Genomic DNA, 11444 nt, shown 5'->3' with positions numbered 1-11444 from the left:
GGCGACATGCTGCTCACCATTGAAGCCATGAAAATGGAAACAGGCATCCACGCCGAGCGCGCCGCCACGGTCAAGGCCGTGCATGTGCAACCGGGTGGCCAGATCGACGCCAAAGACCTGATGATCGAGCTGGAGTGATCCAGCGCTCTGCTTTGGGGCAATTCGCAAGTTTGCCCAAAGCAGACGCTCTTCGCACCACGCCCAACAGGCGGCCGTGCGGGACAAAGCTGCTGTTCCTTTGTTCTGGTGGTGCCAATTATATCAGCGTGTGCTAGCCATCAGACATGGACAAACCAAACTCAGTTAAAGGCACAGCTACCCCTTATGCCCTTGCGGCAGCTGGTGTGCTTTTTGCATCCATCTGCTTTGGCTTTGTCCCGTATTTTAGCCGCGGGTTGACCGATCAGGGCCTCGCTCCCTACGCGGTCGCATTTTATCGATATATATTGGCAGCGGTTGTCCTGCTACCGGCACTCCTGAAGTATCGCTCAAATTGGCGGGAAATCGTCTGGGGAATGGTGGCAGGAGGCGTAATGGGGCTTGGCTGGGTCGGTTATGTCACGGCTCTTGAGACAGTTCCTGCATCAACCGTTGGTGTTTTATATATGACGTATCCGGTGTTCACGATTGTGATCTCATGGACGCTTTTTGGCGACCGACCGACACGGCGCAGCATCGTTGCAGCTGGGTTGATTGTTACTGCGGCGATCATTGCAGGATCTCCAGCATCTGTGCCTGCAGACCAGATTCTAACGCTGCTCGTGTCATTGGCGGCACCTTTCGGTTTTGGTTTTGGGATATGCGTTCTAGTTCATCGCCTGTCTCGCATTGCCCCTTTAGCCAGAATAGCGTCGGTCTCACTTGGGTCAGTCATTGGCCTTGCGCCTCTCATTCTCGCGTCTGAGATCAATGAAATCCTGCCAAAGGGCGGGAGTGACTGGTTTCTGATTGTTGGTATCGGCCTGATCACCGCGCTTATTCCGCAACTGATTTACACTGTTTGTTCACCTATTATCGGTGCCACGCGCACGGCTGTTATCGGAAGCATTGAACTGCCGACGATGTTTGCCGTTGGCGTGCTTGCGTTTGGTGAAGTGATCACAGCTGCACAGGCGATTGCCTGCGCTTTGGTATTGGGGGCGATAGCCATGACGCAAAGCCGTTCGACGAGTACTGTCACGACTGTAATCAGTAAGGAGCCAGAAAGGTAACTTCGGGCTCAGACCAGCTCTTCGCTGCACCAGAGATCAACATCTGCTTTTGCGCCTTAGGTGGGTTTTGGCGCCAAGCTCCAATCCCTGATGCGGTCCACAGCTCCCCTCCGCTTCTTTTGAGCAAAAATACCGGTTCGCCCCCTGCCGCCAAAGCGCGGCCCTCGCCGTAAACCTTAACAAAAAGCCCCCCCTGCGCACGGCACCTTTACGTTTGGAGCCGTTTTCCAGCACCGCCAAAAGACGTTTGGGCGGTGCACGCATGGTGCACGCCCGGTGCACGCTTTTCACCCCCCCAGAATCAACGCATCTTCCATGTGTTAACGCCGCCCCAGCCTCACAGATCAAGCGGGCTTGCAGCGCGGTTCTGAAAACTTTTTTCAGGGCAGCTCACAGGCCTAAATCACGGATTTATTGAGGTTATTTGCAGCTCTCACCCGATCACAGCCAGAGCCCGCGGCCTGTGATCAAAAAAAACACACCCCAATGCACTTTTCCTCTTGCGGCTCAGCGCTGCATTTATTAGATCACCCCTACCCAAGGAAGCGGGCGTAGCTCAGGGGTAGAGCATAACCTTGCCAAGGTTAGGGTCGGGCGTTCGAATCGCCTCGCCCGCTCCAATTTTCTCCCTCGCGGAGAAAGACACATAGGGTCACCTTCGGGTGGCCCTTCGTCGTTTCAGGGCCATGCAAAACAGATATCGCCCCCAGCTCTCATGCTTTGTTAAGCGCACAGGTTTAGCCTCGCAGGCCAAGTGACCTGTCGAGACTCCACAGGAGGTGAAAAATAATTTTGAAAAATTAGAAAACTTTGAAGGTCAGCGTGGTCAAAGACCGCTCGATCCCCGCAACATCGAGGAGCTGATCGTTGATAAACTTCCCGATGTCCTCCCCTTTGGGGACATAGACCTTCAAAAGAAGGTCCCACTCGCCGCTTGTCGAGTAAAGCTCGGAGTGCAGCTCCTTGAGCACAAGCTCTTCTGCGACCTTATAGGTCGTCCCTGGCTTGCATCTAAGCTGAACAAACACACAATCCGACATGGCATCCTCCTCCGTTTGCGCCGTGACATTGCCACGCGTGTGCAACAGGCGCAACGGCTCTTGTCGCTCAGGGCTTTTCCTGACGGCCACAGAGGCCTATAAGCACGCGAGAACAAAGGAAAAGCCCATGCGCAAAGCCACAGTCACCCGCACCACAAACGAAACCAAAATCTCCGTTGCGCTCACGCTCGACGGCACGGGAACCTATGACAACAAAACAGGCGTTGGCTTCTTTGACCATATGCTCGACCAGCTCGCACGCCACGCCATGATGGACATGGTCGTCACCTGCGAGGGCGATCTGCACATTGATGACCACCACTCTGTGGAAGATGTGGGCATCGCGCTTGGCCAGGCCTTGGCGCAAGCCGTGGGCGACAAAGCAGGCATCAACCGCTACGGATCCTGCCTGCTGCCCATGGATGACGCCCTCGTGCGTGCCGCGCTCGACATATCTGGCCGCCCCTTCCTTGTGTGGAACGTGGACATGCCCACAGCCAAGATCGGCACCTTCGACACCGAGCTGGTTCGTGAGTTTTTTCAAGCGCTTAGCACCCATGCAGGCCTCACCCTACACGTCGATGCGCTGCACGGCTTCAACAGCCACCACATCGCTGAAGCGGCCTTCAAAGCCGTTGCGCGCGCGCTCCGCGTGGCCCTTGAGGCCGACCCGCGCGCCGCAGGTGCAATCCCCTCAACCAAGGGCACGCTTTAAGACATGCTGACAGCAATCGTTGATTACGACAGCGGCAACTTGCACTCGGCCCACAAGGCCTTCGAGCGCATGGCCCGAGAGACCGATGCAGGCGATGTTATCGTCACATCCGACCCTGAAACCGTGCTCAAAGCCGACCGCGTCGTGCTGCCGGGAGATGGTGCATTTCCCGCCTGCCGCACCTCGCTTTTTGACCACAAGGGCATCTTTGAGGCGGTGGAAGAGGTTGTCATCACACGTGCGCGGCCCTTCATGGGGATCTGTATCGGGATGCAAATGCTCGCCACCCGCGGGCTGGAATATGAAGAGACCGCAGGCTTTGACTGGATCGCAGGCGAAGTGCGCAAAATAACGCCCTCAAGCCCGGATTACCGCGTGCCGCACATGGGCTGGAACGCGCTCAACATAGAGCAGGCCCACCCGCTCTTTGACGGCATCGCGCAAGGCAAACACTGCTACTTCGTGCACTCCTATCATTTTGTGGTGGATGACACAGCCCAGCGCCTCGCCAGCACAGACCACGGCGGCCCGATCACGGCAGTTGTGGGGCGTGACAATCTTGTTGGCGTGCAGTTCCACCCTGAGAAAAGTCAGGAAAACGGCTTGCGCATGATCGCCAATTTCCTCAGCTGGACGCCCTGATCACTTCAGGCGCACCCATGTCTGGCTGTCACAGATACCCACAAGGCATCCGCTAATTTTCATACGGTTTCCAGATACTTGCATGGTGCCGTTGAGCGAGCGGTTAAACTTCGGGATCAGCACCCGCCCACCATATTGGCCCGCAGATGTGCGCACCATATCAAACAGGATCACGCGCCCGACATTCGCGGTTTTCACCTCACGCGCCTGCGCATCATAGGCCTTGATGATTGTGCCGCAAAGCGAAGCGCCACAGGGTGCAACCGCCACATGGCCCACCTGCCCCTTGTCGTCGGCTTCTGTTTTCCACAGGCCCTCTGCGCGCTCGGCATGCGCCGCCCCCGCAAGAGAGAAAGCAAACACCAAACCAGCCACGCCCAACCTGAACATATCGTGTCTCCAGCATCAGGCCCAAAGCACCATGCTTTGAGCCCTCTATGCTGACTATACAGGCTGCCGCGCCACTCGGATCTATCTTATTTTAAAGCTCCAAGCGCCTCAGCGCTTTTTGGCTCAGTTGATTTTGGTCCACGTCTGGCTTGAGCAAAGCAACCCACCCGCCACACATCCCTTGAGCTTCAGGCTGCTGCCGTTCACTTGCATTTTGCCGATGTAGATTTTGTCGTTGGAGGGCCGCCAGACCTTGCCTTCATAGGCGCCATTTCCCGATGGAGCCATCGCGCGGACAATCTGTTTGCCCTTATTTGGCGAGGTATATTCGCCGTCTGAGTTAAAGGTTTGCGCGATGGTTCCGCAAACATTTGCGCCGCAAGGGCTGATCTGGACATGCGCATATGCGCCATCATCCACTTCGGTTTTCCACAGGCCCAAAGCAGGCTCTGCCAGCGCAGCCCCCGCTGTCATAAGCCCAGCCGCAGCCAAGATAAGTGTCTTCTTCATGTATCGTCCTCCCTAATCACACAATCATGAGCGCCAAGGCCGATTCCAAGCAAGCCTGACTTGAGGTCACATTGCATTTTGCGCGCACCCGTGCATAAAGCCCGTAACGCCAAACATGCAGGACCCAGATGATGATCCTTTACCCCGCGATTGACCTCAAAGACGGCCGCGCCGTGCGCCTTGTTCATGGTGAAATGGATCAGGAAACAGTCTTCAACGAGAACCCCGCCGCCCAAGCGCTTGAGTTTGTCGAAGCTGGCTGCGAGTGGCTCCATCTGGTCGACCTCAATGGCGCCTTTGCTGGCACACCCGTCAACGCGGCCCCGGTGGAAGAGATCCTCAAACAATGCAACGTCCCTGCCCAGCTTGGCGGCGGCATCCGCGATATGGCCACAATCGAGCGCTGGATCAGCCAAGGCCTCGCCCGTGTGATCCTTGGCACTGTCGCGGTTGAAAACCCGCAGCTTGTGCGCGACGCAGCGCGCGAATTCCCCGGTAAAGTGGCGGTGGGGATTGATGCGCGCCACGGCAAAGTTGCCACCAAAGGCTGGGCAGAAGAGACAGATGTCGATGCAACAGAGCTGGCCAAATCCTTTGAAGACGCGGGCGTGTCTGCCATTATCTACACAGACATCCTGCGCGACGGGGCCATGAAAGGCCCCAACGTCGAGGCCACCGCTGCGCTCGGCAATGCGGTCTCCATTCCCGTCATCGCCTCGGGTGGCGTCAGCTCACTGGCCGACTTGCAAGCGCTCAAGAGCTGTGGTGCGCCCCTCAACGGGGCCATCTCAGGCCGCGCGCTCTATGACGGGGCGATTGATCTCGCTGAAGCGCTCAAGGTGATGAAGGCCTGATCATGTTGAAAACACGCATCATCCCCTGCCTTGATGTCGCCGATGGCCGCGTTGTCAAAGGTGTAAACTTTGTTGACCTTGTCGATGCGGGCGACCCCGTCGATGCGGCCAAAGCCTATGACGCGGCAGGGGCAGACGAGCTCTGCTTCCTCGACATCCATGCCACCCATGAGAACCGTGGCACCATGTTTGACATGGTCACGCGCACCGCCGAGCAATGCTACATCCCGCTCACTGTGGGCGGCGGCGTGCGCACCGTGCAAGACGTGCGCGACCTGCTGCTTGCGGGGGCCGATAAGGTCAGCTTCAATTCGGCCGCCGTGGCAAACCCCGACGTTGTCGGCGAGGCCTCAACCCACTTTGGCTCGCAATGCATCGTCGTGGCGATTGATGCCAAAACTGTCTCCCCCGGAAAATGGGAGATCTTCACCCACGGAGGCCGCAAACCCACCGGCATTGATGCCGTGGAATTTGCCAAACTGGTGGCCAAAAACGGCGCGGGCGAAATTCTCCTCACCTCGATGGACCGTGATGGCACAAAAGCCGGCTACAATCTGCAGCTGACCCGCGCCATTGCCGATGCGGTCAGCATCCCTGTCATCGCCTCAGGCGGTGTGGGCAGCTTGCAGCACCTCGTCGAAGGCGTCACCGAAGGCCACGCAAGCGCGGTTCTGGCCGCCTCGATCTTTCACTTCGGCACATACTCCATCGCCGAGGCAAAGGCCTATATGCAGGCCGCAGGCATCCCCATGAGGATCGAAACATGACGCTCCAAGAGCTGCAAGACATCATCGCCACCCGCGCCAAAGCCTCCCCCGATGAGAGCTGGACAGCCAAATTGCTCGCGCAAGGCAACGACAAGGTTGCCGAAAAGCTGGGCGAAGAAGCCATCGAAACAGTTATCGAGGCAGTCAAAGGCAACAAGGCCGGCCTTACATCAGAGGCTGCCGACCTGCTCTTTCACCTGCTGGTCGTGCTGCATGCAAACGACGTACATATCTCTGATGTGCTCCAAGAGCTTGCGCGCCGTCAGGGCCAATCAGGCATAGCCGAAAAAGCCGCGCGCTAGGCGGCTGTCACAGCTTTGAGCTGATGACACCCGTATTAAACCCGCCACGGCGCAGCTCGCCAAAGAGGCGCTGGTATTCGATCTTGGGGCAACGGTTCATCACCACATCCACACCACGCGCCCGTGCCAGCGCTGCGGCATCTTCATGGATCACACCGATTTGCATCCAGATGGTTTGAAGCTTGGGCAAGCGCGCCAATGCCTCCTCCACAAGGGGCAGCACCTCTTCGGAGCGGCGGAAAATATCGAGAAAATCAGTGTCTTCAGGCACATCTGCGAGGCTGGAGACATAAGGCGCGCCCATAAAATCCTGCCCAACATAAGCAGGGTTCACAGGGATAATCTCATAACCGCGCAGCTTCATGTAACGGCCCACAAAAAAGCTGGGCCGCGTCTCTTTGCCCGACAGCCCCACAATTGCCACGCGTTTGGCGCGCTTGAGGATGTCTTTCAAAAAACGGTCGCTATATATCTCTGTCATGCAAATCCCCCTACTGGCTGAACTAAAGTCAAAAAAAAGCGCCCAAGTCAAACTTGAGCGCAGTTACGGAACGAGGGACAGTATTACGAAAGCAGGTGTTCCAGCCTGCTTCACCCTCAGATGTAGGAACGAATTCCAACTTAAAAAGAGCCGATAAAGAAGCTGTGATCAAAACGTCAGATCAAGCAGGTTTTCGCCGAGTGGCCGCATAGAGCGAAACCGCCGCCGCGTTGGACACATTGAGCGAACCGAAGTCGCCCATAAAGTCGATACGGCTCAAGACGTCGCATTGCTCTTTGGTTTTGTCGCGCAAACCTGGCCCTTCAGCCCCCAAAACAAGCGCCACGGGGCGGTCATCATAGTTTTCAAGCTCGGCTTCCAGAGTACTATCTGCCTCGCCATCAAGGCCAATGACGAAATAGCCATAGCCTTTCAGCTCTTCCATGACGCGCGCAAGGTTGGTCACGCGCAAATAAGGCTGGCGCTCCAACGCGCCGCTGGCTGTTTTGGCCAAAGCCCCTGTCTCGGGCGCGGCGTGGCGCTTTGTGCCAATCACAGCGCGCGCGCCAAACACTTCTGCCGAGCGCAGGATCGCGCCCACGTTGTGCGGGTCAGAGACACGGTCGAGCAGCAAAACACGCGCAGGACGCTCATCACCACCGCTCACACAAGCATCTGCGACAGACCCCCAATCAAGCGGCTTCACTTCAAGTGCGGCCCCTTGGTGTACTGAATTAGGATCCAGTGGCGCTGCAAATTTGCGTGGGTCTGAAAGCTCGGGCTCCATGCCGCTTTGTGCAATCACATCGGCCAGTTTTGTCTGGGCGTTCAACGTCACAATCAACCGCAGTTTCTCGCGCTTGGGATTCGCCAATGCGTCGCGCACAGCGTGCAGCCCGAACAGCCAGACTGTCTCCGCAGCCTCGGCTTTTTTGCCACGTTCTTTTTCCACAACCCACTTTGGCTTTTTCATCATAAGACCTTGTTTTGACGCCGAGACAATAAATCTCTCTCTTGCGCCGCTTATCATGCCAATTTGCTGTTGACGACCCTCTGTATGGCAAGTAATCACCGGCCTCAGTGGGCGACAGGCCGCAAGGTGTGGCAGGGGACTGTAACTCCCTCGCGGAGACGCACGCCTGGTTCGATTCCAGGGTCGCCCACCACTACTCCACACATGGAAAGAACGCTGCGGCGGCTCATCAGCCGCTAACGCTGGATTATTGTTTCCAAGCTATTGGTTTGACCTTGGATGCGATCCAGAATTGTATCTATAGTGGAAACAAGTAACGAGTACCGAGCGGAGCCTATGGCCAAAAAACCGAAGAAATCCACTAGTTTCAATGTCTTTGTCGTCGGACAGTCCGGGCGACTACAGTATGAGGCCTTGCTGTTTGCAGCCTCGTTCCGCCACTTCAACCCAAACTTCAAGGGCCGCCTGATTGTGGCCGAGCCACAGCCTGGCCCCCTTTGGCCTCGCGACCCTCGGATGGATGACGCGCTTGTCCTGGAGGCCCTCAACGAGCTCGAGGTTGAAGTTATACCATTTGAAAATAGGGTCTTCGGCCATAGCTATCCTTATGGCAACAAGATCGAAGCCTTGAAGGCCCTGCCCAAGGGTGAGCCATTTGTATTTTTTGACACTGACACGCTGATCACCGGTGATCTTGGTGATGTGCCGTTTGACTTTGACAAACCCTCCGCTTCGCTCAAACGCGAGGGAACATGGCCAACACTTGAGCTTTACGGGCCGGGGTATTCAGATATCTGGAAATCACTCTATGACAAATTCGGACTTGATTTTGAAAGCTCGCTCGATCTGTCCCAACCCGACGAATACTGGAAGCGCTACCTGTATTTCAACGCGGGCTACTTCTTTTACAAATGCCCCCATGCCTTTGGGGAAAAGTTTCTAGAATATGCCATTCGTATTCGCGATGATGCCCCCAAAGAGCTCGTTTGCCAAACCATGGACCCCTGGCTTGATCAGGTCGCCCTGCCCCTTGTGGTACATGCTTTGGGGGGCGGACGTAACACGCTTCCTGAAGGTGCCCTTGACGGGGCCACATCCTGCCACTACCGCCTGTTCCCCATGCTCTATGCACGTGAAGCAGACCACGTGGTCGAGGCCCTTGAAGCCGTTTGTGGGCCCAATAAGATCAAAAAAGCGCTCAAAAACCACAACCCGATCAAGCGCATGGTCTACCAAGGCAGGGGGCAGAAAGTCCGCGACCTTTTTGACCAAGACGACCTGCCGCGCAAAGAGCAGGCCATTCGCAACCGTATCAAGCGTGAAGGCTTCTGGATGCGCTAAGCACTGCGGCAAAAAGCGAGCGTTGCAATCGTCAGGAAATCTGCAATTGTCTGACAATTGAGAGACAACCGTTGGTGCACCATGACAGATAAGATCCGCCTGACCGATAACCCTGATTGGGCCTATCTGCTTCGCGACAGCTATGACCTTTACCGGCGCCAGTCAGCCGGCGGCAGCACCAAGATCCGCTCACACCAACGCGCTGTGCGCGAAAGCATCAGCCGTGTCATCAAATCCAACCCAGAAATGCACTTTCCCGAGCCCGCCACCAAACCCGTTGTTGGCCACCTCGCACGTGCGTTGAACAACGGCCGCTTGGAGCGCCACGCGCCATTTATCCGCTCAATTGAGGCGATTCAGGACAAGCTCACGTGGCAATACGGCTACGAGAAAGTACCGCGCGGCCTTGAAAAGAAATACTCCTACGCGGAGCTCGTTGGCCCGACAGGCCCGGTGCTCACGGATCAGATTATCCTCGGGCTTGTGCTTTTTGCGCCAAGCTGCACCTACCCCGCCCACGCCCATGACGGAATTACGGAAAGCTACGTCTGCCTGTCCGGCGCGGTGAGCGAGAACGACCAAGGCGTCTATGCGCCCGGTTCCCTGATCTTTAACCCGCCAGAGCACCTGCACCGCATTACTGTCGGAGACAACAACCCGGCCCTGCTGTTTTACGCATGGCAAGGCAGTACAGAAAAGCTGTCACACCAGAAAATGGTCTTTACCCGCAAGCCGCGCGAGGCAGCGGGCGAAAAGTGACAGCGAACAACGCGGTCTTTCAGAACGGGCGTTCGCGCTTTGAAAGCGTGAGTGGAACGCATGTTTTTAATGCAAATCTTGGAGTTGTGGCCTTGTCTCCTTGCGCCTAACCTCCGCGCAAACTGATATATGGGAGGCCAAGATGGCACACGGATTCGACACACTTCAAATTCACGCAGGCGCAGCACCCGATCCAGCCACTGGCGCGCGCCAAACGCCGATTTATCAGACGACCGCCTATGTCTTCCGCGATGCCGACCATGCGGCAGCCCTCTTCAACCTGCAAGAAGTGGGTTACATCTATTCGCGCCTGACAAACCCCACTGTCGCAGTGCTGGCCGAGCGCATTGCAACGCTTGAGGGGGGCCAGGGTGCTGTGTGCTGTTCTTCAGGCCATGCCGCCCAGATCATGGCGCTTTTCCCGCTAATGGCCCCGGGGCGCAATGTCGTCGCCTCCTCACGTCTCTATGGCGGGACAATCACCCAGTTCAGCCAGACCATCAAACGCTTTGGTTGGAACGCCACGTTTGTTGATTTTGACGATCTGGACGCGGTCAAAGCCGCCATTGATGAGGACACGCGCGCAGTCTTCTGTGAGAGCATCGCCAACCCTGGTGGCTATATCACCGACTTGGACGCCATTTCCGCCATTTCCGATGCGGCAGGCGTCCCGCTCATCGTCGACAACACGTCAGCCACACCCTACCTCTGCAACCCGATCGAGCACGGTGCGACACTGGTTGTCCACTCCACAACCAAATACCTCACAGGCAACGGCACAGTGACAGGCGGATGTGTGGTGGATTCAGGCAAATTTGACTGGTCAGCGTCTGACAAATTCCCATCGCTCTCTGCTCCCGAGCCTGCCTATCATGGGCTCAAGTTTCACGAGACATTCGGCGCGCTGGCCTACACCTTCCATGGTATTGCCATTGGCCTGCGCGACCTTGGCATGACAATGAACCCGCAGGCGGCGCATTACACGCTGATGGGCATCGAAACGCTGAGCCTGCGGATGCAGCGCCATGTTGAAAACGCAGAGAAAATTGCTGGTTGGCTCGAAGGCCACGACGCGGTTGACTATGTAACCTACGCAGGCCTCAAATCATCACCCTACAACCACCGCGTTGAGAAGATTTGCCCCAAAGGCGCTGGTGGCCTTTTCACCATTGCGCTCAAAGGCGGCTATGAAGCCTGCATCAAATTTGTCGATAGCCTCGAGATCTTCAGCCATGTTGCCAACCTTGGCGATACGCGCAGCCTTGTGATCCACTCCGCCTCAACGACCCACCGCCAGCTCACCCCGGAGCAGCAAGAAGCGGCTGGGGCTGGTCCAAGTGTTGTGCGCATTTCTATCGGCATCGAAGACCCGAAAGACCTGATTGCGGATCTGGACCAAGCTCTGGCTCACGCCAGCGCCTAAGCAGACCGAAAGACCAAAAAGACTGCAAGATGTCGC

General features: G+C 56.7%; 15 protein-coding genes and 2 tRNA genes. 12 read left to right on the top strand and 5 right to left on the bottom strand.

Translation table 11 applies throughout. From position 1 onward, the window contains the following. The 3 genes from ACTG3X_RS11785 to ACTG3X_RS11775 all read left to right on the top strand — a co-directional run. The coding region (locus tag ACTG3X_RS11785) for a biotin/lipoyl-containing protein (protein WP_439111472.1) at positions 1 to 138 on the top strand (138 nt) is incomplete at its 5' end. Between the two features lie 146 nt (positions 139 to 284). After that, complete coding sequence (locus tag ACTG3X_RS11780) at positions 285 to 1211, top strand: DMT family transporter (protein WP_439111471.1); 927 nt, start codon at positions 285 to 287, stop codon at positions 1209 to 1211. A gap of 545 nt (positions 1212 to 1756) precedes the next feature. Beyond that, positions 1757 to 1831, top strand: a tRNA-Gly gene (locus ACTG3X_RS11775). A gap of 180 nt (positions 1832 to 2011) precedes the next feature. Here the strand turns inward: ACTG3X_RS11775 and ACTG3X_RS11770 are convergent. Beyond that, positions 2012 to 2251 carry an Lrp/AsnC ligand binding domain-containing protein gene (locus ACTG3X_RS11770; protein WP_439111470.1) on the bottom strand — a complete coding sequence of 80 codons (240 nt, stop codon included), beginning with the start codon at positions 2249 to 2251 and terminating at the stop codon, positions 2012 to 2014. Positions 2252 to 2378: 127 nt separating this feature from the next. Between ACTG3X_RS11770 and hisB the strand changes: the two genes are divergently transcribed. After that, positions 2379 to 2966, top strand: coding sequence for an imidazoleglycerol-phosphate dehydratase HisB (gene hisB, locus ACTG3X_RS11765; protein ID WP_439111469.1), 588 nt, complete (start codon positions 2379 to 2381; stop codon positions 2964 to 2966). Positions 2967 to 2969: 3 nt separating this feature from the next. Beyond that, positions 2970 to 3608, top strand: coding sequence for an imidazole glycerol phosphate synthase subunit HisH (gene hisH, locus ACTG3X_RS11760; RefSeq protein WP_439111468.1), 639 nt, complete (start codon positions 2970 to 2972; stop codon positions 3606 to 3608). Here hisH and ACTG3X_RS11755 read toward each other — a convergent pair whose 3' ends face one another. Next, entirely contained in the window at positions 3609 to 3998 is a 390-nt protein-coding gene (locus ACTG3X_RS11755) for a DUF2147 domain-containing protein (protein ID WP_439111467.1), read from the bottom strand. A gap of 123 nt (positions 3999 to 4121) precedes the next feature. Then, complete coding sequence (locus ACTG3X_RS11750; RefSeq protein WP_439111466.1) at positions 4122 to 4508, bottom strand: DUF2147 domain-containing protein; 387 nt, start codon at positions 4506 to 4508, stop codon at positions 4122 to 4124. A gap of 131 nt (positions 4509 to 4639) precedes the next feature. Here ACTG3X_RS11750 and hisA point away from each other — a divergent pair, with 131 nt between their 5' ends. From hisA to ACTG3X_RS11735, 3 genes are read left to right on the top strand one after another with little or no spacing between them, the layout of a single operon-like run. Then, positions 4640 to 5362, top strand: a complete 723-nt coding sequence (gene hisA / locus ACTG3X_RS11745; RefSeq protein ID WP_439111465.1) for a 1-(5-phosphoribosyl)-5-[(5-phosphoribosylamino)methylideneamino]imidazole-4-carboxamide isomerase — start codon at positions 4640 to 4642, stop codon at positions 5360 to 5362. A 2-nt stretch (positions 5363 to 5364) separates the two neighbouring features. Beyond that, the gene (gene hisF / locus ACTG3X_RS11740) at positions 5365 to 6129 is read left to right on the top strand and encodes an imidazole glycerol phosphate synthase subunit HisF (RefSeq protein ID WP_439111464.1); all 765 of its coding nucleotides are present in this window, start codon (positions 5365 to 5367) and stop codon (positions 6127 to 6129) included. Further along, positions 6126 to 6431, top strand: coding sequence for a phosphoribosyl-ATP diphosphatase (locus ACTG3X_RS11735; protein ID WP_439111463.1), 306 nt, complete (start codon positions 6126 to 6128; stop codon positions 6429 to 6431). Before hisF ends, ACTG3X_RS11735 begins: the two co-directional genes overlap by 4 nt. A gap of 7 nt (positions 6432 to 6438) precedes the next feature. Here ACTG3X_RS11735 and ACTG3X_RS11730 read toward each other — a convergent pair whose 3' ends face one another. After that, positions 6439 to 6912 carry a CoA-binding protein gene (locus tag ACTG3X_RS11730; RefSeq protein ID WP_439111462.1) on the bottom strand — a complete coding sequence of 158 codons (474 nt, stop codon included), beginning with the start codon at positions 6910 to 6912 and terminating at the stop codon, positions 6439 to 6441. Between the two features lie 181 nt (positions 6913 to 7093). After that, on the bottom strand, positions 7094 to 7885 hold the full coding sequence (gene rlmB, locus ACTG3X_RS11725) for a 23S rRNA (guanosine(2251)-2'-O)-methyltransferase RlmB (protein WP_439111461.1): 792 nt from the start codon (positions 7883 to 7885) through the stop codon (positions 7094 to 7096). A 109-nt stretch (positions 7886 to 7994) separates the two neighbouring features. Between rlmB and ACTG3X_RS11720 the strand changes: the two genes are divergently transcribed. The 4 genes from ACTG3X_RS11720 to ACTG3X_RS11705 all read left to right on the top strand — a co-directional run bounded on the left by ACTG3X_RS11720 (position 7995) and on the right by ACTG3X_RS11705 (position 11408). Further along, a tRNA-Tyr gene (locus ACTG3X_RS11720) sits at positions 7995 to 8078 on the top strand. A 143-nt stretch (positions 8079 to 8221) separates the two neighbouring features. Then, positions 8222 to 9226, top strand: coding sequence for a hypothetical protein (locus ACTG3X_RS11715; protein ID WP_439111460.1), 1005 nt, complete (start codon positions 8222 to 8224; stop codon positions 9224 to 9226). Between the two features lie 81 nt (positions 9227 to 9307). Beyond that, positions 9308 to 9985, top strand: a complete 678-nt coding sequence (locus ACTG3X_RS11710; RefSeq protein ID WP_439111459.1) for a dimethylsulfonioproprionate lyase family protein — start codon at positions 9308 to 9310, stop codon at positions 9983 to 9985. A gap of 142 nt (positions 9986 to 10127) precedes the next feature. Beyond that, complete coding sequence (locus tag ACTG3X_RS11705; protein WP_439111458.1) at positions 10128 to 11408, top strand: O-acetylhomoserine aminocarboxypropyltransferase/cysteine synthase family protein; 1281 nt, start codon at positions 10128 to 10130, stop codon at positions 11406 to 11408. Positions 11409 to 11444 lie beyond the last annotated feature (36 nt).

This window comes from Lentibacter sp., assembly GCF_965658795.1.
Lineage (GTDB): Bacteria > Pseudomonadota > Alphaproteobacteria > Rhodobacterales > Rhodobacteraceae > Lentibacter.
This window is presented reverse-complemented; position numbering and strand designations above follow the sequence as displayed.